This window comes from Stutzerimonas xanthomarina DSM 18231 (genome assembly GCF_900129835.1).
GTDB classification, from domain to species: Bacteria; Pseudomonadota; Gammaproteobacteria; order Pseudomonadales; family Pseudomonadaceae; genus Stutzerimonas; species Stutzerimonas xanthomarina.
Genome location: NZ_FQXA01000005.1, coordinates 25,049 through 48,739 on the forward strand (window position 1 = coordinate 25,049; position 23,691 = coordinate 48,739).

Annotated in this window: 20 protein-coding genes; 7 read left to right on the forward strand and 13 right to left on the reverse strand. The window is 63.1% G+C overall.

From position 1 onward, the window contains the following. Nucleotides 1–86 precede the first annotated feature (86 nt). Both BUE09_RS13605 and BUE09_RS20405 read left to right on the forward strand, forming a co-directional pair. Nucleotides 87–626, forward strand: coding sequence for a DUF2058 domain-containing protein (locus BUE09_RS13605; protein ID WP_045425605.1), 540 nt, complete (start codon nucleotides 87–89; stop codon nucleotides 624–626). A gap of 313 nt (nucleotides 627–939) precedes the next feature. Next, nucleotides 940–1,095 carry a hypothetical protein gene (locus BUE09_RS20405; RefSeq protein WP_167369788.1) on the forward strand — a complete coding sequence of 52 codons (156 nt, stop codon included), beginning with the start codon at nucleotides 940–942 and terminating at the stop codon, nucleotides 1,093–1,095. A gap of 10 nt (nucleotides 1,096–1,105) precedes the next feature. Here BUE09_RS20405 and BUE09_RS13610 read toward each other — a convergent pair whose 3' ends face one another. Both BUE09_RS13610 and BUE09_RS13615 read right to left on the reverse strand, forming a co-directional pair. Then, entirely contained in the window at nucleotides 1,106–1,777 is a 672-nt protein-coding gene (locus BUE09_RS13610; protein ID WP_073301471.1) for a phosphoribosyltransferase, read from the reverse strand. Nucleotides 1,778–1,780: 3 nt separating this feature from the next. Beyond that, nucleotides 1,781–3,112 carry an erythromycin esterase family protein gene (locus tag BUE09_RS13615; RefSeq protein WP_073301472.1) on the reverse strand — a complete coding sequence of 444 codons (1,332 nt, stop codon included), beginning with the start codon at nucleotides 3,110–3,112 and terminating at the stop codon, nucleotides 1,781–1,783. A 185-nt stretch (nucleotides 3,113–3,297) separates the two neighbouring features. Here BUE09_RS13615 and BUE09_RS13620 point away from each other — a divergent pair, with 185 nt between their 5' ends. Continuing rightward, nucleotides 3,298–3,531, forward strand: coding sequence for a hypothetical protein (locus BUE09_RS13620; protein WP_019340258.1), 234 nt, complete (start codon nucleotides 3,298–3,300; stop codon nucleotides 3,529–3,531). A gap of 5 nt (nucleotides 3,532–3,536) precedes the next feature. Here BUE09_RS13620 and pdeM read toward each other — a convergent pair whose 3' ends face one another. From pdeM to BUE09_RS13645, 5 genes are all read right to left on the reverse strand, one after another. Beyond that, the gene (pdeM, locus tag BUE09_RS13625; protein ID WP_073301473.1) at nucleotides 3,537–4,193 is read right to left on the reverse strand and encodes a ligase-associated DNA damage response endonuclease PdeM; all 657 of its coding nucleotides are present in this window, start codon (nucleotides 4,191–4,193) and stop codon (nucleotides 3,537–3,539) included. A 236-nt stretch (nucleotides 4,194–4,429) separates the two neighbouring features. After that, a complete protein-coding gene (locus BUE09_RS13630; protein ID WP_073301474.1) occupies nucleotides 4,430–7,048 on the reverse strand; it encodes a ligase-associated DNA damage response DEXH box helicase in 2,619 nt (872 codons plus the stop codon). 423 nt (nucleotides 7,049–7,471) lie between these two features. Continuing rightward, nucleotides 7,472–9,178: an ATP-dependent DNA ligase gene (locus BUE09_RS13635; RefSeq protein ID WP_073301475.1), complete on the reverse strand. Its 1,707-nt coding sequence runs from the start codon at nucleotides 9,176–9,178 to the stop codon at nucleotides 7,472–7,474. Nucleotides 9,179–9,401: 223 nt separating this feature from the next. Next, nucleotides 9,402–10,418: a ligase-associated DNA damage response exonuclease gene (locus BUE09_RS13640; RefSeq protein ID WP_073301476.1), complete on the reverse strand. Its 1,017-nt coding sequence runs from the start codon at nucleotides 10,416–10,418 to the stop codon at nucleotides 9,402–9,404. Nucleotides 10,419–10,574: 156 nt separating this feature from the next. Further along, entirely contained in the window at nucleotides 10,575–11,129 is a 555-nt protein-coding gene (locus tag BUE09_RS13645; RefSeq protein ID WP_073301477.1) for a hypothetical protein, read from the reverse strand. 248 nt (nucleotides 11,130–11,377) lie between these two features. Between BUE09_RS13645 and BUE09_RS13650 the strand changes: the two genes are divergently transcribed. From BUE09_RS13650 to mdoH, 4 genes are all read left to right on the forward strand, one after another. Beyond that, a complete protein-coding gene (locus BUE09_RS13650) occupies nucleotides 11,378–11,917 on the forward strand; it encodes a DUF3087 domain-containing protein (RefSeq protein ID WP_073301478.1) in 540 nt (179 codons plus the stop codon). 304 nt (nucleotides 11,918–12,221) lie between these two features. After that, nucleotides 12,222–14,513: a beta-glucosidase BglX gene (gene bglX / locus BUE09_RS13655; RefSeq protein ID WP_073301479.1), complete on the forward strand. Its 2,292-nt coding sequence runs from the start codon at nucleotides 12,222–12,224 to the stop codon at nucleotides 14,511–14,513. A 288-nt stretch (nucleotides 14,514–14,801) separates the two neighbouring features. Then, complete coding sequence (locus BUE09_RS13660) at nucleotides 14,802–16,319, forward strand: glucan biosynthesis protein G (protein ID WP_073301480.1); 1,518 nt, start codon at nucleotides 14,802–14,804, stop codon at nucleotides 16,317–16,319. Further along, nucleotides 16,312–18,897 carry a glucans biosynthesis glucosyltransferase MdoH gene (gene mdoH / locus BUE09_RS13665; RefSeq protein ID WP_073301481.1) on the forward strand — a complete coding sequence of 862 codons (2,586 nt, stop codon included), beginning with the start codon at nucleotides 16,312–16,314 and terminating at the stop codon, nucleotides 18,895–18,897. The genes BUE09_RS13660 and mdoH overlap by 8 nt, the downstream gene beginning before the upstream one ends. Before the next feature lie 48 nt (nucleotides 18,898–18,945). Here mdoH and BUE09_RS13670 read toward each other — a convergent pair whose 3' ends face one another. From BUE09_RS13670 to BUE09_RS13695, 6 genes are all read right to left on the reverse strand, one after another. After that, nucleotides 18,946–19,614 (reverse strand): c-type cytochrome, encoded by a 669-nt coding sequence (locus tag BUE09_RS13670; protein WP_073302004.1) that lies wholly within the window; start codon nucleotides 19,612–19,614, stop codon nucleotides 18,946–18,948. A gap of 11 nt (nucleotides 19,615–19,625) precedes the next feature. Next, nucleotides 19,626–20,591, reverse strand: a complete 966-nt coding sequence (locus BUE09_RS13675; RefSeq protein ID WP_073301482.1) for a copper resistance protein B — start codon at nucleotides 20,589–20,591, stop codon at nucleotides 19,626–19,628. Next, the gene (locus BUE09_RS13680; protein WP_073301483.1) at nucleotides 20,581–20,910 is read right to left on the reverse strand and encodes a hypothetical protein; all 330 of its coding nucleotides are present in this window, start codon (nucleotides 20,908–20,910) and stop codon (nucleotides 20,581–20,583) included. The genes BUE09_RS13675 and BUE09_RS13680 overlap by 11 nt, the downstream gene beginning before the upstream one ends. An 11-nt stretch (nucleotides 20,911–20,921) precedes the next feature. Further along, nucleotides 20,922–22,784 carry a copper resistance system multicopper oxidase gene (locus tag BUE09_RS13685; protein ID WP_073301484.1) on the reverse strand — a complete coding sequence of 621 codons (1,863 nt, stop codon included), beginning with the start codon at nucleotides 22,782–22,784 and terminating at the stop codon, nucleotides 20,922–20,924. 80 nt (nucleotides 22,785–22,864) lie between these two features. Continuing rightward, nucleotides 22,865–23,308 (reverse strand): DUF411 domain-containing protein, encoded by a 444-nt coding sequence (locus BUE09_RS13690; RefSeq protein WP_073301485.1) that lies wholly within the window; start codon nucleotides 23,306–23,308, stop codon nucleotides 22,865–22,867. A 22-nt stretch (nucleotides 23,309–23,330) separates the two neighbouring features. Further along, nucleotides 23,331–23,594 carry a heavy-metal-associated domain-containing protein gene (locus BUE09_RS13695; RefSeq protein ID WP_073301486.1) on the reverse strand — a complete coding sequence of 88 codons (264 nt, stop codon included), beginning with the start codon at nucleotides 23,592–23,594 and terminating at the stop codon, nucleotides 23,331–23,333. Nucleotides 23,595–23,691: the final 97 nt, after the last annotated feature.

A 23,691-nucleotide genomic window follows, 5' to 3' on the forward strand; every position in this document is an offset into this window, starting at 1 on the left:
GTTGTCAGTGCCACGAACCCGCTCGGTGGATCCTGGTTGATCCGCCCTTACGTCTAATTTGAACTCACGACGAGACGACCCGACACATGAGTCTTTCCCTTCGCGATCAGCTGCTAAAAGCCGGGCTGGTCAATGAAAAGCAAGCCAAGCAGGCCGGCAAGCAACAGCAGAAACAGCAGCGCCTGGTGAAGAAAGGCCAGGCCGAACAGGACACTTCGCAGCGCGATGCGGCGCTGAAGGCGCATGCCGAAAAGCTGGCCCGTGACCAGGAGCTGAACCGGCAGCAGCAGGAAAAGGCCGAGCAGAAGGCCCGCATTGCACAGGTCAAGCAGCTGATCGAAGGCAGCCGCCTGCCCAAGCTGACCACCGAGGACTACTACAACTTCGTCGACGACAAGAAGGTCAAGCGCCTGTCGGTCAACAAGCTGATGCGCGACAAGCTCTCCAGTGGTTCGCTGGCCATCGTCCGCCATGGCGGCGGCTATGAAGTGATTCCTCGCGAGGCGGCGCTGAAGATCCAAGAGCGCGACCCGCGCCGCATCGTGCAGCTCAATGTGCAGACCGAAGCGCCGGATGCCGATGATCCTTATGCTGCTTACCAGATCCCTGACGATCTGATGTGGTAAGAGCGCGCCGATCCTCGGTGCGGTCAGCCAGTACGGCGCGTTGTTGAGGTGGGCGACCTGTATGCCGTTAGGGTCACTATCGGTGGATAGCGCATCCTGCGTGCTCCACGATCACTGCACAGCCGCCTCTGTAGGAGCCAGCTTGCTGGCGAATGCGTGTTATCGGTCCGCGAGCACGCTCTTGGCGGTGCTCGCGGAGGTAGCCGTTAGCGGAGTTCCCGAGCCCCTCCGACGGAAGGACGGACTTATGCCCGACTTGCGGCCTCTACTGCTACAGCCCGTCCGGGCTTTCGGTTACAGCAGGAGGACTCAAATGGAAACCACACGTTATTCGGACGAGATCGATACGCTCAGCTGGCAAGCCCAAGGTGTGCCCGGTGACCCCGAAGAGCCTGGCGTGCCGGACCTGCCGAGCGAGCCTGGCGAGCCGACTATCCCGGATCAGCCGCCGCCAGACCCGGTAGCCTGACTGCCCATCATCACGCCTGAGGCGCGGCCCGTGCGAGCAGGTCAACCACCTGCTCGTCGCTGGTTTGCTCGAAGTCGCGGTAATGACAGCCGACCCCGATGAACGGCTCGGGCATTGCCAGACAGACCAGCTCATCCACTTCTGTTTTCAACATCTCTATCACATCCCGCGGACCCACTGGCACAGCCAGCACCACGTGGCTCGGCTTCGATTGCTTGAGTCCCTTCAACGCTGCCCGAACCGTGGCGCCGGTGGCAATGCCATCATCGATCACGATTACGCAGCGGTCCGTGAGCACGGGTGCCGGTCGCTCGCCGCAGTAACGCTTCCGACGGCGCTCCAGCTCGGTCAGTTGGCGCTGCATTTCTTCCTCGAACCAATTTGGTGGTGGCGCGATCTGGTGAAGCAGTTCCTGGTTGATCACCCACTTCGGCTCGGCGCCGTCGATCACCGCGCCCAATGCCAACTCTTCGTTGCCGGGCGCGCCAATCTTGCGTACCAGCACCAGATCCAGTGGCGCGCTCAAGCGCTTCGCCACCTCGAAGGCTACCGGAACCCCACCACGCGGCAGGGCCAGCACCAGGGGCGAATTCGCTGCCAGGTGCTGCAGGGCTTCGGCCAACTCCTGGCCGGCATGGGTACGGTCGCGAAACAGTTGGGACTCGGGCATTAAGGCGCGCATGGCTCACTCTCCGAATGGGTAGGTATCCGGAACGCTCTCCTCGTCGATCTGCTGAGGGCCGATCGGTTTGACCGCATGGGTCTGTTCGAGCCAGAGCAGGGCATCGAACTGTTCAGACAGTATGGCTTGGAAATAATGGCTTTGGCGTTCAGTAGCCGGACGGTAGATCACCCCGATGGCGCGCTCGAGGCGCGGCCTGGCCAAGGCTTCGCGAAGCTGTGGATTGTCGCGCCACATTGTCAGCGAAGCCGGTAGCCCAGCACGCAGGAATAGCTGTTCCCAGCTGTCCGGGCGTGACGGGCGAACCTGTTTGACCTGCATGGGCTCGTCCCAGTTGTCGGCAGCCGCGACCTCACCTCGGTCGGTACCCATGCCGATCAGCACCGCATCCCGGCCGAAAGCAGTGCGGCACAGCTCACCGATATTGAACTCGCCGCCCCAGCCCATGGAGGTCGAAGCGGCGTTGCCGATGTGCGAGTTATGCGCCCAGACCACCGCCTTGGCGCCATCACCGCGATGCGCCAGCAGGGTCTGCAGGGTGTCGAACATGTGCCGATCACGCAGGTTCCACGATTCGGTCGAGCCCTGGTACATGGCCCGGTAGTACTGCTCGGCGGCGAGCACGACGCGCGCATTTTGCTCGGCATTGAAGAAGCTGCTGCCGTCCTTCTTCATGTATTCCAGCCGCTGGGCGAGCAAGGCGCGTAGCTGTTCGACCACCGCGGCTTCGCAGGACGGTTCCCCGCGCATCACGTTGCGACCATAGATCGCCGGCTCGTCATGCCATGGACTGAGGCAGCCATATCGACGCCGCGCGGTGGCAGCGGCATCGGGGTCGACCCGGTCGAGATAGCCGAGCACCTCCTGAATCGAAGCGCCAAGGCTGTAGACGTCCAGCCCACGAAATTCCACCCGTTGTTCGGCGGCTAGTCCATCGTTGTGGTCACGCAGCCAACGGGCGAAATCAGCGACCTCCTGGTTGCGCCACATCCAGGTCGGAAAGCGCTTGAAACCTTCCTCGACCCAGGCGGGCGGCTGATGTTGACGCACGTAGCGGTCGATCTTCGCCGCATCCGGCCAGTCGGCTTCGGCGGCGACAATGGTGAAGCCGTGGCGCTCGATCAATCGGCGGGTGATGGCTGCTCGGGCCCGGTAGAACTCCGATGTGCCGTGGCTGGCTTCGCCGATCAATACCACCCGTGCGTCAGCGAACTGCTCGAAGGCGTCGGCAAATTCCGGATCATCGATGTCGGGCAATACGGTTGCGCTGAGGCGCAACAACTCGATCAACTGCTCCTCGGTCACCTCTAAAGGGCGTGGGTGCGATTGGATCATGGTCTCGTCTCCTGATCGGCTTTCAAGGATGACCGACGCCAAGTTGCCTCCGTTCAGACCGTCCGGCGGCAGATTAAACAAGCACAGGCGGCAGAACTGAATGCGACGAACTAGTCTCTAAACAAGGCGACGCCAATTTCGGCAAGCAAGTTTCCGCTGAAGGCGCTAAGACACGAGGGGCACCTATGACGACCTGGATCATCGCTTACAGCAAAGACGGCAACACCTCCATTGTGCGGACTGAATCCGATCGCCAGCCGGATATAGACGAGGCAGTTGAGCTGGTAACCCAAAAGGCCGAGCAGGACTATGCCGGTGAGGATGATGCCTACGAGATGGACCCGGACGTAGAGCAGACTCCCGCGACCCGCCTGGCCCAGCGTTTCGGTATCACCGTGACCGGTATTTCTCAGGCCTGATCCGCTCAGACCACCTGCCACACTTCCTCATCCCCAACCACGAACAGACGCCGGCCCGGGTCGGCGTCGACCTCCATCATTCCGGTGAAGCTGCCGAAGGCAGGCAGCAGACTGAGTCGCGCGCCAATACAGAAGCAGGGCAGACGCAGGCTTTGCCGACCGCGGCCGTTGAGGCGGAACGCGGGGTGAAGATGACCGGCGAGGACATGGTGAGTGGGGTGCGGATCCGGCTCGTGCTGCAGCGCAAAGGGGCCGAGCAGCAGCGGCTCGGGGACAATGTTCATCCCAAGGCTTGCGGGTGGATCGCCGGCGCGGCGGTCGTGGTTGCCGCGAATCAAGGTGATCGCCAGGCTGGGATGCGTCGCGCGCCATGCATGCAACTGGCTCAACGTGGCGGGCGTTTGCGATTCCGGTGCATGCAGAAAATCACCGAGAAAGATCAACTGCTCGCAACGGTACCGCGCAAGCAGGGTATCGAGTCGTTGCAGGTTGGCTTGGGTGGTGCCGTGGGGCACCGGCTGACCGAGACGACGGTAGGCAGCGGCTTTGCCGATGTGAATATCGGCAATTAGTAACGCCTGCTGTTGCGGCCAGTAAACGGCCTTATCGGCCAGCAACCAGAGTTCGGTCTGTTCGAGTTCGATGGAGAGGTGCGAGGTCATGCGCGGAGTCTATCGTGCGTTCGGGGTCGTTCCCACTGAGCCGCTGGATGTCGAGTGAGTCGCGTGGTTGCACGTACTGCCATCTCCTCCGGCAGCGCCAGTCGTTAGCTGCGGCTCCCAGTAGGAGCGAGCTTGCTCGCGAAGCTTAGGCTTCGTCCGTACGACGCACCAGGGTGCCGAACCTGCAGGTCGGCTGGTTGATGCAGACAGGGGCTGTTGAACGCGAGGTGCAGCATTCACAAGCGGGATGATTTCGCCTTTTTCACCCTCGGCGTACCGTCCTTGGTCGCGCGCGGTTTGCGCTTCGCGCTGGTCTCCCGCTCAACGGCGATGCTGGCGCCTGCTTGCGGCTGATAGCCGCCCGGCCCGGCGGCCTTGTCCAGCTCGGCGACCATCCGGCGAATGCGGTCGGCGAGCTTTTCCGAGGTCATGCTTTCGCGGAAGCGTTCGACCATCAGCGGGAAGGCGAGGGGTGTGGTGCGCTTGACGACATGCACGTCCAGCTCACGCTGCTGCAAGCGGTTCAGGGTCTGCTCCAGCCGTTCGACTTCCAGCTCCTGGCGCAGCACCTCTTCTTCGGCCTGGGTCAGCAGCAGGTTGGCCGGGTCGTATTGGCGGAATACGTCGAAAAACAGACCGCTGGAGGCCTGCAGCTGCCGTGCGCTTTTTTGCGCACCGGGGTAGCCGGAAAAGACCAGCCCAGCGATGCGCGCGATCTCACGGAACCGTCGACGGGCCAGCTCACCGGCGTTGAGGCTGGCGAGGACGTCATGCAGCAGGTCGTCCTGGCTGAACAGCGTGGGCGTCAGCCAGTGCAGCCAGTCCACCTCGGTGGCCGAGAGCAGTTCGAAACCGTAGTCGTTGACCGCGATGGAAAAGGTCAGCGGTTGGCGCTGACCCATGCGCCACGCCAGCAGACTGGCCAGCCCCAGATGCACGTGGCGGCCGGCGAAAGGGTAGAGGAACAGGTGCCAGCCCTCGCGGGATTTCATCACTTCCGCCAGCAGGGTGGTTTCGGTCGGCAGCGCCGACCAGTCCAGCTGCACGCGCAGCAGCGGCTCGACCAGTTGCATCTCGGGGCTCTCGAACCGACTGCGCGAGGCGGCGCCGAGCTGCTCGACCACCGCATCGGCCAGTTCGCTGGACAGCGGCATGCGCCCGCCGTTCCAGCGTGGCACGGCGGCTTTCTTGCCCGTGGCGCGACTGACGTAGGCGGTCATGTTCTCCACCCGCACCAGTTCCAGCAGTCGGCCCCCGAAGAGAAAGTTGTCACCGGGGCGCAAGCGGGCAATGAACCCTTCCTCGATGGTGCCCAGCGAACGGCCGCTGCCACCCTTGGCCCAGAACTTTACCGTCAGGCTGGCATCGCTGACGATGGTGCCGATGCTCATGCGGTGGCGCAGGGCGACGCGGCGGCTGGGGACTTTCCACAGCCCCGTTTCGTCTGGCTCGACACGCTGATAGTCCGGGTATGCCGTCAACGAGTGGCCGCCGTGGCGGACGAAGGCCAGCGCCCATCGCCAGTGGGCTTCGGTGAGTTCGCGATACGACCAGGCCTGGCGCACTTCGGCGAACAGTTCGTCCGGCCGGAAGCCTCCGCCCAGCGCCATGCTGACCAGATGCTGCACCAGTACGTCCAGCGGCCGGTGCGGTGCGCTGCGGGCTTCGATACGGCGTTCGGCGATGGCGACCTGGGCGGCTGCGGCCTCTACCACTTCGAAACTGTGCGTCGGCACTAGCGTGACCCGCGATGTCCGCCCGGGCGCATGTCCCGAGCGCCCTGCACGCTGCATCAGCCGCGCTACGCCTTTCGGCGAGCCGATTTGCAGCACCCGCTCGACGGGCAGGAAGTCGACCCCGAGATCGAGGCTTGAGGTGCAGACCACTGCTTTCAGTGCGCCTTGCTTGAGGCCCAGTTCGACCCAATCGCGCACCTCGCGCGCCAGCGAGCCGTGGTGCAGGGCGATCAGCCCCGCCCAGTCGGGCCGCGCTTCGAGAAGCGCCTGATACCAGATCTCGGATTGCGAACGGGTGTTGGTGAATACCAGCGTGGTGGCGGCTGAATCGATCTGCTCGACCACCTGCGGCAGCATGCGCAGCCCGAGATGACCGGCCCAGGGGAAGCGCTCGATGCTCGGCGGTAGCAGCGAGTCGACACGTAGATCCTTGTCGAGTTTGCCCTGCACCAGCTTGCCATCACCGGGATGTAGCAGCACTTCCAGCGCGTGCGGCTGATTGCCCAGCGTTGCCGATAGACCCCAGACAATCAGGTCCGGCATCCAGTGACGCAGCCGCGCCAGCGCCAGTTGCAGCTGGACGCCGCGCTTGTTGCCCAGCAGTTCGTGCCACTCGTCTACCACCAGCATGCGCAGGCCAGCAAACGCCTGGCGAGCGTCGGCACGGGTCAGCAACAGGGTCAGGCTTTCCGGTGTGGTAACCAGCGCGCTGGGCAATCTCCGAGCCTGGCGCGCCCGCTCGGCGCTGCTGGTATCGCCGGTGCGCAGGCCGATGCTCCAGTTGATGCCCAGATCGTCCAGCGGCGCCTGCAGCGCGCGGGCCGTGTCGGCGGCCAGGGCACGCATGGGGGTGATCCAGAGGACGGTGAGCGGGGCAGGTTTGTCTGTAGGCTTGATCGGCGCCCGCAGTTCGTTCGCGGGCAAGCCCGCACCTATAGAAGCGAGGCGATTGAGCGCGCCGAGCCAGACGGCATAGGTCTTGCCCGAGCCGGTGGTGGCGTGAAGCAGACCGGATTCACCTCGCTCGACCGCTTGCCAGACTTCACGTTGAAAGGGAAACGGCTGCCAGTTGCGGCTGGCGAACCAGTGTTCGCTTAGACGGCCGGACGCATCAGTCATTGGCTAGCCTGCTGAGGTTGCCGCACGGGCACGTACGGGCCATCTGCGCGGGTGAGGCCCGGTGCGCCGTACCTTTTTCGCGGTCGAGACCGCTCCCACGGTGTGAAAAAGATCTCCGACTTGTGGGAGCGGCCTTGGCTGCGAAAAAGGGGCCGCTCATGTCTGAGATGCTTTTGATGATCCGCGTGCTTCGCACTTGCCACGGTGCGCGTGGAATATCTGGTTGGAATGCATCAGCCGGCGTAGGCACAAACAGTGTGCAAACCGGTCGATGGTCTTGTTTTGGGGCTTTTTCGCAGTCGAGACCGCTCCCACGGTTTGAGTGAATATCCGACCTGTGGGAGCGGTCTCGACCGCGAAAAATGAGTCGCCTATCCCCGAGGTTCATTTGATGAAAGCGGGCGCTTCGGCAATCGAAGCCGATCATCCCAGCAATTCCTTTAGCGTCTCCAGCGTGTCAGCTTCATCCACTGGTTTGTCGAGGCGCCAGCGCAGCATGCGCGGAAAGCGCACGGCGATGCCGCTCTTGTGTCGGCTGCTAGCCGCGATGCCTTCGAAGCCGAGCTCGAACACCAGCGTTGGGGTCACGCTGCGCACCGGGCCGAATTTCTCCACGGTGGTCTTGCGCACGATGGCGTCGACCTTGCGCATTTCCTCGTCGGTCAGTCCGGAATACGCCTTGGCGAAGGGCACCAGCTTGCGCTCCGGGTCGCCCGGCTCGCCGTCCCAGACGGCAAAGGTGTAATCGGTGTAGAGGCTGGCGCGGCGGCCATGACCGCGCTGGGCATAGATCAGCACGGCGTCGATCGAATACGGGTCGATCTTCCATTTCCACCAGACGCCGACGTCTTTGGTCCGGCCGACACCGTACTGCGCGGCCCGCGCCTTGATCATCATGCCCTCGACGCCAAGCGCGCGTGACGCCTCGCGCTGGCGTGCCAGGTCAGCCCAATCGCTGCCAGTGACCAGCGGCGAGAGCATCAAACGTGGGTTGGGGCAGTTGCCGACCACCGTTTCGAGCTGCTGCCGGCGGTCACGATGTTCGCGCTGCCGCCAGTCGTCGCCCTGCCATTCGAGCAGGTCGTAGGCGAGCACCGCGACCGGGGCGTCCTGCAACACTTTTGCAGTCAGGTTCTTGCGGCCGATCCGTTGTTGCAGCAGGGCGAAGGGCTGCACGCCGAAACGCTCGGTCGCCTCACCGTCGCCTTCTGGTTGCTCAAAGAGCTCTGTCGCGGGCTCGCCGGGTGCGTGTTTCCAGACCAGGATTTCCCCGTCTATCACGGTACCGTCCGGCAGCCAGCTCGCCAGTTCGCAGAGTTCCGGAAAGCGCTCGCTGACCAGTTCTTCGCCGCGCGACCAGACCCAGATCTGCCCGTCGCGCTTGACCAGCTGCGCGCGAATGCCGTCCCACTTCCATTCGATCAGCCAGTTCTCCGGCGCACCAAGCAGCATGTCGAACTCTTCGACCGGTGCCTGCAGCGGATGGGCAAGAAAGAAGGGGTAGGGCTGGCCGCCGCGCTGGGCATGTTCGTGCTCGGATTCGTCGGCGATCAGGCCGAGATAGCCTTCGGCGCTGGGGCGATGCGACAGGTCGGTGTAACCCACCAGCCGCTGCGCCACGCGCTTGGGATCGAGATCGACCAGCGAGGCCAACGCGCGGGTAACCAGCAGCTTCGAGACACCGACGCGAAACGCACCGGTGATCAGTTTGATGCAGACCATCAGGCTCAGGCGATCCAGCTGTGCCCAGAGGGCTGGCAGACGTGCGGCCAGCTCTTCGGGCGGCAGACCGCGCAGTGGCAGCAGCTTGTCCTGCATCCATACGGCCAGCCCGTCGTCGGAGCTGTGCTCGGCCTCGGGCATCAGCAGCGAGATGGTTTCGGCCATGTCGCCAACCGCCTGGTAGCTCTCCTCAAACAACCATTCCGGCAGTCCGGATGCTTGCATGGCAGTTTCGCGCAGCACGCGGGTCGGCACCAGTTGGCGCGGTCGACCGCCAGCGAGGAAGTAGACCGCCCAGGCGGCATCAGCCGGATCGGCCTCGCGAAAGTAGTCGCGCATTGCAGCAAGCTTGGCGTTGCTCGAGGTGGTGGCGTCGAGGCGGCTGTAGAGCGTGGCGAAGGCTTTCATGTGGCGCCTCCGTACCGGCGTGGTGCGGCCGGTTCGCGAGCACGCTCGTTCCTACAGGAATGGCGTCGTGCTGCTACGCGGGTGCTCTTCTGTAGGAGCCAGCTTGCTGGCGAACCGTGGCGACGTGAGGGATCCGGTTCGCAAGCAAGCTCGCACCTGCAAAGGAGGTGTCGTGGTTCCGCAACGGTGCCTTTCGGCACGAAGCGCAAGGCCTGGCTGAGGCTCATCCGGCCTCCTGAGGCGTGGTGTCGTCCTCGTCGCCGTATTCGGTCTCGAAGGCCTGGGCGTCGAGGCCGCGTGTCTCGCGCAGGTAGCGCACCAGAACCGGCACCGAGCCGTGGGTCACCATCACCCGCTCGGCGCCGGTCTGCTCGATGGCCCAGAGCAGGCCGGGCCAGTCGGCGTGATCGGAGAGCACGAAGCCGCGGTCGACCCCGCGCCTGCGCCGCGTGCCGCGCAGCATCATCCAGCCACTGGCGAAGGCGTCGGCGTAGTCACCGAAGCGGCGCATCCAGGTGCTGCCGCCGGCGGAGGGCGGGGCGAGGATAATGGCGTGCTTCAGGCGCGGGTCGCCTTTTTTCAGGTCGCCGGCATAGACGGTGGGAGGGAGATAGATGCCGCCTTCGCGGTAGACCTTGTTCAGCGGCTCCACCGCGCCATGGACGACGATGGTGCCGATGCTTTCGTCCAGGCCGTGCAGGATGCGCTGCGCTTTGCCGAAGGCGTAGCAGAACAGCACGCTGGCGCGTCCGGCGGCGGCGTTGGCGCGCCACCAGTCGTTGATCTCGCGAAACACCTGCGCCTGTGACGGCCACCTGTAGATCGGCAGGCCGAAGGTCGATTCGGTGATGAAAGTGTGGCAGCGCACCGGCTCGAAGGGTGCGCAAGTGCCGTCCGGCTCGACTTTGTAGTCGCCCGAGGCGACCCAGACTTCACCCTTGTATTCCAGGCGCACCTGGGCCGAGCCGAGTACATGGCCAGCGGGATGGAAGCTGAGCTTTACGCCGTGGTGCTCGATGGACTCGCCATACGCCAGCGTCTGCAGTGGCATGTCTGCGGCGATGCGTGAGCGCAGGATGCCTTCGCTGTCGCGGGAGGCCAGGTAATGGCCCATGCCCCAGCGCGCATGGTCGCCGTGGGCGTGGGTGATGACGGCGCGATCGACCGGACGCCAAGGGTCGATATAGAAATCACCAGGCGGGCAATACAGGCCTTCAGGGCGGGCAACGACAAGATCCATGAATACAGACACTTTGCGGGCTTGTAGCGTTGGAGCCCGGGTCGGCGTTGGGAGTTCGCCTGCAAGGTCGCGTCGGTGGGCTGAAGCCCACCCGCAGGGCCGGGAGGTCGCCTCTGGTCAGGTGGGCGGAGTAAAAGCCATCCTGCTGGGCGGGGATTAGTCCACCAACTTCAGATGAGAGGTGTCCGGCACAGGCGCATCGCTGGCACGGCGCCTTTCGCCCATATCGCTGCCCACCGGTGCCAGGCTGAATTGTGACAAGTCGACAGCAGGCGGCTGCACGGGGGGGCGTGCGTCCTGCAGGTCGGCGCCGACCGGTGCAATGCCGAAGTCGGGCGCTTCGACGTCGACGAAGGCCGCCATGTACTCGTCGCGTGGGGCGACCTTCAATGGTTGTTGCGATGCAGGCGTGGCTGAAGTCCGCTGTGCTGCGACCGGGTCTTCCGGCGGTGGCGGAGCCAGCTCGATTTCCTCGACTTCAACCGGCACCGGTCGGACTTCTGCGATGGCGCCGGCGCGCGCCATAGCCTGGCGATACTTCTCGACGCTGGCATGGTCCAGGTCCTGCTTGATCACGATCCGCCGACCGGAAAACAGCACGGCGATGCGCTGGGCGTCCGCCTGAAACAGGCGAGTCAGGTTGGCCTCGACCTGCTCCAGCTTGGCGCCCGGAGCGAGTTCGCCGGAAAACGAAATCTCATAGCGGCTCATGATTGAGGTCCTTTTGACTGCTACAGGTACGATGCGCTGATCATAGAGGCTGATACGGTCGCTTGAAAGCCAGCGGGTTGCCCGCGCTGTTTGTGCTGCGACGCCGTTGGCATGCCGAACCGTCAGCCCCGATAGTGGCCTGTGCGGGCGGTACAAAGACTGTCCCGCATCAGCTGCCCGATCGTCGGCTGGGTGATAATGCCGCCTCGTCGGCACTCGCGGACCCGTCCAACCCAAGGATTGCGAACATGGTTGTATTTGAAATCAAGCCGCTCAACCCGGAAAGCTACCGGCAACAGACGCGGCGAAGCACCCTGGTTGTGGTAGCGACCTTCGCTGTGCTGGCGATGGGGCTGGCGACCCTGGCCGTTGCGCTGTTCGGCGAGGCGGGTGCCGATAACCTGAAGTGGAACGTGACAGGTGTTGCGACCGGATTGCTCCTGACCGCCGCACTGGTTCGTTTTGTCTATCTCAAGCAGGCCTGGATGTCCTGTGCGGCTTATGGCTGGCGCCTCAAGCGCAGCCTTATGAGCGTGACCAACGTCATGCATCACGTTACGGCGGGCGTAGCGGCCGGCGATCCCGAGGCGATCAAGCTACTGCGTTTCTACCATCTCGGGCTTACGCAAATGCATCAGCTCGATGGCAATAGCGCCTCGCTCAGCGAAGTGACCGGGGAAATCAATCAGCATCGCGACCTGATGGAAGCGCGCGGTTTGGATATCGATCAGAACTGCCTCGACGATGCCTGGCTCGCTTCCGTGAAGCGTTTCCCCGGCAAAAAGTAGCCTTGTGAAGCGAATCGCGCACGAGGTGGTCCGCTGCCGGCAACGCTTGCTGCGACCGTCGAGGGAAGGCGCATCGCTGACGGGCCAAACAGCTGGGCGCCCCGGGTTGCTGGCGATACGAATCATGCGGCCTGCACGGCTGTGACTCCGAATACCATAGCGGCGCGCTGCAACGGCTGCGCCGCTGATGTATAGCGCTGGTTGTAACCCATCAGAAAATTCATACTCAGCAGCGCTTAAGCCGTCGCTGCCGGAATCAGATGGTTCGTCTCATTAGCCTCTCAGGCTCAGGAATCTCCCAATAATGAAAAGGCTGTATCTGCTCGGTCTGATGGCCGGTCTTTCGCTGCAATCAGTCGCCGCCGAGCCCCGTTTCCCGTTGCTGGACGACAAGCCGGCCTTCATCGCCAGCCTGATCGAACAGATGACGCTGGAAGAGAAAATCGGCCAATTGCGGCTGATCAGCATCGGTGGCGACATGCCGCGCGAGCGCATCCTCGATGAACTGGCGGCCGGTCACATTGGCGGCACCTTCAATACGGTGACCCGTCATGACAACCGGCCAATGCAGGAAGCGGCGTTGCGCAGCCGGATGAAGATCCCGATCTTCTTTGCCTATGACGTGGTGCATGGCCACCGGACGATCTTTCCCATCGGCCTGGGCCTGGCTTCGAGCTGGGATCTCGACACAATCGCCACCAGCGGGCGCGTTCAGGCCATCGAAGCCAGTGCGGACGGTCTGGACATGACCTTTGCGCCAATGGTGGATATCTCCCGCGATCCGCGCTGGGGGCGGACGTCCGAAGGGTTTGGTGAAGACCCGTACTTGGTGTCGGAGATCGCGCGCACCATGGTCCAGGCCTATCAGGGCAAGTCGCCCGCTGCGGCGGACAGCGTGACCGCCAGCGTCAAGCATTTCGCCCTGTACGGTGCGGTCGAAGGCGGGCGTGACTACAACGTGGTGGATATGAGCCCGATGCGCATGCATCAGGATTTCCTCCCGCCTTATCACGCTGCCATCGATGCCGGAGCCGGTGGCGTGATGGTCGCGCTCAATGCCATCAACGGCGTGCCGGCCAGCGCCAACACCTGGCTGCTGCAGGACCTGCTGCGGCGCGACTGGGGTTTCGACGGCGTTGCCCTCAGCGATCACGGGGCGATCAGCGAGCTGATGCGGCATGGCGTTGCAAAGGATGGCCGCGAGGCGGCAAAGCTGGCGATCAAGGCCGGTATCGACATGAGCATGGCCGATTCCTTATACCGCGAGGAGCTGCCGGATCTGGTGGCGTCGGGTGAGGTCGGGATCGGTGAGATCGACACGGCCGTGCGCGAGGTGCTGGGCGCCAAGTACGACATGGGTCTGTTTCATGATCCATTCCGACGCATCGGCTCGGCCAAGGACGATCCCGCAGACGTCAACGCGGAGAGCCGTTTGCATCGCGAGGCTGCCAGAGCCGTGGCGCGTGAATCAATCGTGCTGCTTGAAAACAAGGATCAGACCTTGCCGTTGCAAAAGCGCGGAACCATCGCGCTGGTGGGGCCGCTGGCCGATTCACCGGTGGACATGATGGGCAGTTGGTCCGCAGCGGGCGTCGCCAAACAGTCGGTGACCTTGCGCCAGGGCTTGCTTGATGCGGTGGGCGACAACGCCGTTGTCCGTCATGCTCGCGGGGCCAATATCACCGACGACCCGCACATGGTCGAGTACCTGAACTTCCTCAACTGGGACAAACCCGAGGTAGTACAGGATGCCCGCTCGCCGCAAGCAATGATTGCCGAGGCGGTCGCAGTTGCCGAACAGGCCGACGTCATCGTTGCGGCTGTGGGCGAATCGCGCGGCATGTCCCATGAAGCATCGAGCCGCACCAGCCTGCAGATCCCTGAAAACCAGCAAACACTTTTGAAAGCACTGAAGAAGACCGGCAAACCGCTGGTGCTGGTGCTGATGAACGGGCGTCCACTGGACCTCAACTGGGCGAAGGCCAATGCCGATGCGGTTGTGGAAACTTGGTTCAGTGGCACCGAAGGCGGGCATGCGATCGCTGACGTGCTGTTTGGCGATCAGAACCCCGCTGGCAAACTGCCGATCTCCTTTCCACGTTCGGTCGGGCAGATCCCTACGTACTACAACCACCTGCGCGTCGGTCGTCCGTATGTCGAGGGCAAGCCGGGCAACTACACCTCGCAGTATTTCGAGGAACCCAATGGGCCGTTGTACCCCTTCGGCTATGGTTTGAGCTACACCGAGTTCGAGTTGTCCGAGGTGCGCTTGTCGAGCCCGACCATGGCGCGCGGTGGTGATTTGGAAGCCAGTGTGACGCTGAAGAACACTGGGTCGCGTGATGGCGCGACGGCCGTGCAGTTGTATATCCGGGACGAAGTCGCGTCGGTGATTCGTCCCGTCAAGGAACTCAAAGCGTTTCGCAAGGTGTTCCTCAAGGCCGGCGAGACGCGGCGAGTCCGCTTCAAACTCGAAGAAAACGACCTGGCATTCGTCAACGCACAACTCGAAAGGGTGGCCGAGCCCGGCGTGTTCGAGGTGCAGATCGGGCTGGATTCGGCCGAGGTCGAACGAGCGCAATTCACCCTCCTGTAAGGCGTTGAGTTGGTCGCTGGCCGCCTGGCCCTCAGCCCGCTCTGGCTGGGGGCTGAGCGGCGTTGAACAATCTGCAAAAGACCTCTCGCAGTAGCTATCCGGCGCACAGGCGGCGTGGGATGATTTGCCGCTTTGCTTGGTTTTCCAGTGAATCATTTGCCACTGAGGAAGACCAACGACAGCAAACCGGGCCGCAATGCGGTCAGCGGTAATCGCAATTGCTCAGGAGGCAATGTGTCACGTACCTATCATTTCAAAACAGGCGCTCGCACGGGGCGGGCACTGGGAATGACGTTGAGTCTGTGTCTGGGACTGTTTGCCAGCAATAGCTGGGCGTTCAGCCTCGATGATGTCGCGGCCAAGGCGGAAAAGCTGGCCGCCGAAGGCTATGCAGCGCCGCAGAGCAATCTGCCGCCGGTGTTCCGCAACATGGCGTTTGCTGACTATCAGCAGCTGCGCTTCCGCGGTGACAAGGCGCTCTGGCACGACGAGCCGACACCTTTCGAAGTGCAGTTCTACCATCAGGGCATGCACTTCAATGTGCCGGTGCGAATCAACGAGATCACGGCCAACGGCGTCGAAAAGGTCCGCTATAACCCGGACATGTTCGAGTTTGGCAAGGTCGAGATTGACCCGGCTGCGTTGGAAAATCTCGGTTTTGCCGGTTTCAAGGTGCTCTATCCGCTGAACAAGGCGGATAAGGCCGACGAGCTGATGACGCTGCTCGGTGCCAGCTATTTCCGGGTAATCGGCAAGGATCAGGTATACGGCCTGTCTGCGCGCGGTCTGGCTATCGACACGGCACTGCCGACTGGCGAGGAGTTTCCGCGTTTCCGGGAGTTCTGGATCGAACGCCCCGAAGCCGATCGCCGCAACCTGGTGATCTATGCGCTGCTGGATTCGCCGCGCGCCACGGGCGCCTATCGGATGGTGGTCACGCCGGGCAAGGACAGCACGGTCGACGTCAAAGCGCGTGTTTATTTGCGTGAGCCGGTGGAGAAACTCGGTATCGGTGCCCTCACCAGCATGTATCTGTTCGGTGCCAATCAGCCCAGCGAACTGCTCAATTATCGGCCACAGCTGCACGACTCCGAGGGGCTGGCGATTCACACCGGCGCTGATGAGTGGATTTGGCGGCCACTGAACAATCCCAAGCGGCTGGCGATCAGCAGTTACGCGGTCGAAAACCCGCGCGGTTTCGGTCTGCTCCAGCGCACCCGCGATTTTAGCCGCTACGAGGATCTGGACGACCGCTACGAGCTGCGCCCCAGCGGTTGGGTCGAGCCGAAGGGCGACTGGGGCAAGGGCCGGGTGGAGCTGATCGAAATCCCCACGCCGGACGAAACCAACGACAACATCGTTGCGTTCTGGGTCCCCGAGAAGCGACCGGAGCCCGGCGAACCGCTGGATTTCGAATACCGTCTGCACTTCACCATGGATGAACCGGCGCTGCATGATCCGAAGCTCGCCTGGGTCAGCCAGACACGGCTGTCTGCGGGTGATGTGAAGCAGTCCAACCTCATCCGTCAGCCGGATGGCAGCACCGCGCTGATCGTCGATTTCGTCGGCCAAAATCTGGCCGAAATGCCGGCAGACGCGCCGGTCTCGACGCGGGTCAGCATTGGCGAGAACGCCGAGCTGGTGGAGAACAACCTGCGGCACAACCCGGTCACCGATGGCTGGCGCCTTACCTTGCGTCTGAAGGTGCGCGACCCCAAACGTCCCGTTGAACTGCGCGCAGCCCTGGTGGAAGGCGAGAAGACGCTTTCCGAAACCTGGAGCTACCAGATTCCGATCAGTGAGTAACCTCGTGGAGCCTTCAAATATCGGGCGCTACATTAGCCAGTTGCCCCTGGATGACCCGCAACGCCAAGCGCTGATCCAAGACGTGGAGCAGGGCAATGGCGAGCTGGCGGATATTCATCGGGCACTGGGTCGAGCGGTACCGACTGCCAGCGAGATCGAACCGGGCGGAGGTGATCTGCTGGGATCGGTCGCCGCTCGCCTGAAACTCGGCTGGGGCGAGACCCTGGAGCGCGCAAAGGCGCTCACGCATGACTATCAGGGACGCACCTGCATCGACTCGACCCCGCCCATCGTGCGCACGCGGATGGTGCCCGAGCCGTGGCATACCAACGTGTTGCGACTCAGCTGGTGGCGTTTTCTGCGCAAGAAGAACCGCACGGTGGAGCTGCCGCCTGCCCAGTCCGTCGATCGTTCCGGCTGGCGCAAGGTGGCGGCCTATCGCCGCGCAACATTGCTGATATTGATGCTCGTGCAGACTGTTATAGCGACCTGGCACATGAAATCGGTGTTGCCGTATCAGGGCTGGGCGCTGGTCGATCTGCAGGAAGTGTTCCAGCAACCGCTGCAAGAGTCGGCGCGGCAGATTCTTCCGTATGTGGTGCAGACGAGCATCCTGCTGCTGTTTGCGCTGTTGTTCTGTTGGGTGTCGGTGGGCTTCTGGACAGCGCTGATGGGCTTCATTCAGCTGCTCAAAAGGCGTGACCAATACAACATCTCGGCGACGACCCTGGGCGATGAGCCGATCCCGCGCGAGGCACGCACGGCACTGGTGATGCCAATTGCCAACGAGGATGTGCCACGTGTGTTTGCCGGGCTGCGTGCGACCTTCGAGTCGCTCAAGGCGACGGGACAGCTGGAGCACTTCGATATTTTCGTGCTCAGCGACAGTAATGATCCGGATACCTGCGTCGCCGAGCAGAAGGCCTGGCTGGAGGTCTGTCGCGAAGTCGACGGCTTCGGCCATATCTTCTATCGGCGTCGCCGTCGTCGGGTTAAGCGCAAGAGCGGCAACATCGACGACTTCTGTCGCCGCTGGGGTAGCAGCTACCGCTACATGGTGGTGCTCGACGCCGACAGCGTCATGAGCGGCGACTGCCTGACCAGCCTGGTGCGGCTGATGGAAGCCAATCCCGGTGCAGGCATTATCCAGACGGCGCCAAAGGCATCGGGCATGGACACGCTATATGCGCGCATGCAGCAGTTCGCCACGCGCGTCTATGGCCCGTTGTTCACGGCCGGGCTTAATTACTGGCAGTTGGGCGAGTCCCATTACTGGGGTCACAACGCGATTATCCGGGTCAAACCCTTTATCGAGCACTGCGCCTTGGCGCCGTTGCCTGGCAAAGGCGCCTTCGCGGGCGACATCCTGTCCCACGACTTTGTCGAAGCGGCGCTGATGCGTCGTGCCGGCTGGGGCGTCTGGATCGCCTATGATTTGCCAGGAAGTTACGAGGAACTGCCACCGAACCTGCTCGACGAACTAAAGCGCGATCGCCGCTGGTGCCACGGCAACCTGATGAACTTCCGGCTGTTCTTGGTCAAGGGCATGCACACGGTGCACCGCTTCGTGTTCCTGACGGGGGTGATGTCCTACCTGTCGGCGCCGTTGTGGTTCGTCTTCCTGGCGCTGTCGACCGGGCTGTTGGCGATCCACACGCTGATGGTGCCGGAGTACTTCCTGCAGCCGAATCAGCTGTATCCGCTGTGGCCGCAATGGCATCCGCAGGAGGCCATCGCGCTGTTCTCGGCGACGCTGACGCTGCTGTTCCTGCCGAAGCTGCTCAGCGTATTGCTGATCTGCATTCAGGGCGCTCACGAGTACGGCGGGCGTGCTCGCCTGTTGCTGTCGATGCTGCTGGAAAGCGTGTTTTCGATGCTGGCCGCGCCGGTGCGCATGTTGTTCCATACGGTGTTCGTCAGCGCCGCGTTTCTCGGCTGGTCGGTGCAGTGGAACTCACCGCAGCGCGCCGATAATGCGACACCCTGGAGCGAAGCCTTGCGGCGGCACGGTCCGCAGATGCTGCTGGGCGTGCTCTGGATGGCGTTGGTGGGCTGGCTCGACCCAGCCTTCCTCTGGTGGTTGGCGCCGATTGTGGTTTCGCTGATCCTGTCGGCGCCTGTGTCGGTGATCACCAGCCGCACGGGCCTGGGGCAGGCCGCGTTTCGTCGCAAGTTGTTCCTCATCCCCGAGGAGTTCCAGCCGCCGCAGGAACTGGCATCGACCGACCGCTACACGCGGGAGAACCAGGCCAACGCACTGGCGAACGGCTTTATCGCGGCCACTGTCGATCCGATCTACAACGCGCTGGTGTGCGGCATGGCGCGGGCGCGGCATGCCAAGGTGGTACCGGGTGCCGAGTTGCTGCGTGAGCAACGGATGCAGCAGATCCTCGATGCGGGGCCGAACGGAGCTGCCGAAGCGGCCCGATGGCGTTTGCTCAATGACCCGGACGGTATGGCGCAGCTGCATTCGCGGGTCTGGCAGGATCAGCGCTATCAGGCGTGGCGCGATGCCTACCGTCAGCCTGACTTCGATAACGCGTCGAGCACCGAAGCAGCCGCAGTGTCGCAGGGCTAAAGCAAAGAGGCTCCGCGGCGTCTGAGCCAGACGCCGCGGAGCAGTCGGTCAATGAGCGTGATCGCTGCCATCGGCATGGCGGTGGATGTCAGGCTTGGCGGCCTCCGCCTGATGTAGGTTTTCAGTCGAGTGCATGTCGCCATGGTGATCGTCTTTAGCTACGGGCGCGGCGTTGGGCATGTTGGTTTCCCCACCGCCGTGATGATGACCGCCGCTCGTCGCCACCAGCGCTTTGTATTCCATGGCCGTCAGCGCCGGCAGTTGCTCGAGCAGGGCAACGAGCTCCCAGATGTAGCGGTCTTCCATACTCCGGCCCCATGCAGGCATACCGGAGGCCTGGATTCCATGTTTGATCGTCCAGAAATTCTCGGCCGGGTCGCGCTTGCGGTTGACGTCAGTCAGATTTGGCGGCGCAGGGCTGAGATTTTCGCTTAGCTCGGTCGGACCGGCACCCGGTGCGAGATGGCAGGCGACGCACATGGCTTCGTAATTGCCAGCGCCTGAGCGAATCAGTTCGGCATCGCCCAGTTCCGGCACCTTGATGGCTTCGGCGCGAACCGCCACGGAGCGCTGGCGGGCGGTCTCCAGCAGTGAGTGGATCGGCCCGCTATGCGGCACGTCGGCTCCGACATTGACGACTCCGAAATACACCACGGCCGCAGCGGCCAGCACCAATGCCACTGCAGCCAGTAGCAGTGTCGTCAGGGTTTTGAGCATCATCCATTACCTCAGAACCAGAATCGGATGCCCGCCACCAGGCGAGCCTCGCTTGTGTCTTCACCCTCAGCCCGCTGCAGCTCGGCGCTGTTGCCGTAAGCCCGGCTCCAGCTGACGCCCACGTAAGGCGCGAACTGTCGGCTGATTTCATAGCGCAGCCGTAGCCCAATGCTGGCATCGCTTAGCCCGGAGCCGGTGCCACGGGATTCGTCCGTGCGTCCATACAGATTAAGCTCGGCGGTGGGCTGCAGCACCCAGCGCTGGGTCAGCAGCATGTCGTATTCGGCCTCAAGCCGCAGCGCGGACTGACCGCCCTCGCCAAGGAAAGCTGTGGCCTCGGTTTCCAGCCCGTACAGCGGCATGCCCTGCACGCCGAATGCCGCCCAGGTTTGCGGCGAGCCGGGTTCGAAGTCCTGGCGGACACCGGCGACGGTTTCCCACCAGGGACCTATTGCGTGACTCCAGAGCAGCTGCAGTTCGGCTTCTTCGGTATGCCCATTGGTTCGTTCGCCTTCCGAGCGAAAGGCCAGCCGGTCGATATCGCCGCCAGCCCAACCACTCAGATCCCAGGCCAGCGTGCTGCCGGCGTCGGCGTCCTGCCATTCCAGCTCGTCGGCGACGAACATGAAATGGCTGCTGCCCTGATGCATGCCGTGGTCGGGCAGGTCGGGAAAGGCCGCCTCGATGTCGGCGGGACGAAGCGTCGGGACAGGCGGGCGATTTGCCTCGCCTGGCGGGATCCCCGTTGCGGGTGGATGCGGCATGGCGTGACCTGAATGATCCATCGCGCCATGGTCCATTCTGCCGTGGTCCGGTTGCCCATGGTTCGGCTCTGTGTGGTCCCAACGCTGCTGTTCAGCAGGAACAGGTGCAGCCGGTGAGTGGCCGGCATGGCCAGAGTGGTCCATCGCTTCCTGCGCCTGGCTGGTGGCGGCGGCCAGGCAGAGCGCGCTTAGCAGCGCGATCTTAATGGTCATGCTTGGGGCTCTTATCGTCACGCCCTTGGGATTGATGAGGCCCTGCGCCCATGCTGCCTTGGTCCATCTGTCCGGATCCCATGTGCTGCTTATGCATCTGCATCATCTGATCGTGATCCATGCGCCCGTGGCCCATCCCTTCATGGTCCGATATTCCGCCTTGCGCTTTCTGCGCGTGGCTGACCTCTGGGGCAGCTTGCTGCGGCGGGGCCTCGCCCGGATGATGACCGTCGTGCTCGGTCTGTGCCTGCACAGCGGTCAGGGGCAGGGCGGCGAGCAGAACGATAGCGATCAGTGAGTTGCGCTTGAAAATGCTCATGAGGTTCTCCTTCATTCTTCTACCCGGACTTCGCGGAACATCCCGAGGTCCATATGCATCAGCATGTGGCAGTGATAGGCCCAGCGGCCCAGTGCGTCAGCCGTGACGCGATAGCTCCGTTTGGAGCCGGGAGGCATGTCGATGGTGTGCTTGCGTACCTGGAACCGGCCGTGTTCGTCCTCTAGGTCGCTCCACAACCCGTGCAGGTGAATGGGGTGGTGCATCATGGTGTCGTTGACCAGCACGAAGCGCACCCGCTCGCCGTACTTGAGCCGGATCGGCTCGGATTTCGCGTAGGGGATCCCGTCGAATGACCAGGCGAAGCGCTCCATATGGCCGGTCAGGTGCAACTCGATGGTGCGCGTCGGCTCACGGCCATCCGGATCGGGGAAGGTGCTGCGCAGGTCAGCGTAGGTCAGCACGCGGCGGCCGTTATCACGCAGGCCGATACCCGGATCATCCAGCTTTGGCACAGGCATCATGGTCTGCATGTCGACCAGCGGATTGCCCTTCTCACTGGCAGGGTGCGTTTGCATCTGGCTGCTGGCCGCGGCACCGCCGCCGTGGCCCATTGCCGAATGGTCCATGCCGTCCATGCCGTCCATGTCTTCCATGCTCGACGGTTGCATCTGGCTGTGGTCCACCTGGCCATGATTCATCTGTCCATGTTCCATCTGGCCGTGCTGTGGCGCTTCGTGCTGCATCGCCGGCTGATCGTTGCCCGCTGCGTGTGCACCGTGATCGCCATGGCCCATGTCATCCATGTTCAGCTCAGGACGGGCGTCGGGCTCTGGCACGGGCGCGCTCAGCCCCTGGTGAAGAGCCAGGGTGCCACGGGCGAAGCCGCTGCGATCCATTGATTGGGCGAACAGGGTATAGGCGTCCTGGCCGCCATCCGGCGTGACGATCACATCGACCGTTTCGGCGACGGCCAGGCGCAGTTCATCGACCTCGACCGGCTCGACGGTCTGCCCGTCCACAGCCACCACGGTGAGCTTCAGGCCCGGTATGCGGAAGTCGAAATAGGTCATTGCCGAGCCGTTGATCAGGCGCAGACGCACCCGCTCGCCCGGTTCAAAGACGCCGGTCCAGTTGCCGTCCGGCGCGTGGCCGTTGAGCAGGTAGGTGTTGGTTTCGCCACTGACATCGGCAAGATCCGTGGGCGTCATCTTCATCTTGGCCCAGGCCCAGCGATTGCCAACGGTCTCGCGCCAACCCTGGTCGGCCACATCATTGATGAAGTCGCCGAGGGTTCGCCGCCCGCGGTTGTAGTAATCCGATTGCTTCTTCAGCTTGTCGAGTACGCGGGCCGGGCCTTTATCGGTCCAGTCGGTGAGCATTACCACGTAGTCACGTTCGTACTCGAAGGGTTCGGGCTCGAGCGGATCGATCACCAGCGGCCCGTAGACACCAAGCTGCTCCTGAAACGCCGAGTGGCTGTGGTACCAGTAGGTACCGCTCTGTTTCACTCGGAACCGGTACTCGTAGAGGCCGTCCGGAGCGATGCCAGCAAAACTGAAGCCGGGTACGCCGTCCATGTTGGCCGGCAGCAGGATGCCGTGCCAGTGGATCGACGTATCCTGTGGCAGGCGGTTGTGCACTCGCAGCGTCACGGTGTCGCCTTCACGCCAGCGCAGCAGGGGGCCGGGAATACTCCCGTTGATGGCCATCGCGGTGCGCTCGCGACCGCTGAAGTTGACCGCCAGCGAGTCGATGATCAGGTCGAACTGCGTTCCGGCCAATACGCCCTGGTCACCGGTCTGGTGAGGACGCGCAACGGCCCACACAGGCTGACGCCAGATGCCCAGCCCGGCGACGACGCCTCCGGCAGCCAGGCTTTTGACGAAGGTACGGCGCGAGGATGTACTGAGCATGGAGATCCTGTTTGGTCAGCCCTGAGTGCGAATACGCCCGCCAGCCCTGAGGCAGGCGGGCGAAGAGGTTCCGGCCAGACTCACTCTGCCGGGTAGTTTGCCAACACCAGATCGGTGCCCTCGGCGGTCAGCCCAATGACCTGATAGGCCTGTGCTGGCTGGCCATAATCCATCCCGGGCGAGCCGGCAGGCATGCCGGGTGCAGCCACGCCAAGCAGATCGCTGCGTTGTTGCAGCTCGCGGATCTGTGCGACCGGCACGTGACCTTCCACGAATTTGCCGTCGATCACGCCGGTATGGCACGAGCCCAGCCGCGGGGCCACGCCCAGACGCTGTTTGACAGCCGACATGTTGCTTTCAACATGGTCGCGAACCTCGAAACCATTGGCCTGCAGGTACTTGACCCAGTCCTTGCAGCAACCACAGTTGGCGTCCCGGTGCACGTCGATCACATCAGCGGCATGGACGCTGCCGGCCATAAACAGGGCGGCAATGAATGCGAACTTGGGTTTTATGAAACGCATGACAGCACTCCTGAATGAGCAATTAACGGCAACCGCAGCCGCTGCCACAGCCTGATTTCGGTGCAGCGGGGGGTGTGGTCTGGCTCGCGAGCTGAGCGGGGTAGCCGGCCTCGTTCAGGGCGGCAATCAAAACAGCGTTTTCGGCGTCCCCATCGATGCGAACCCGTCCGCTTTGCAAATCGACCTCGACAGCCTCGACGCCGGCGATGGTGTTCAACGCCTGGGTGACGTGTCGAACGCAGGCGCCGCACGTCATGCCTTGAACCTGAAGCTGGGTGGAATTCATGAGAAGCCCTCCGTAGATGCCGGCCAGTCCGGCTAGGCTTGATCATCAACCTTGTCCTGATGGCAAGGTCAAGGTGTTGCCTCTGACGCTTCGTCTG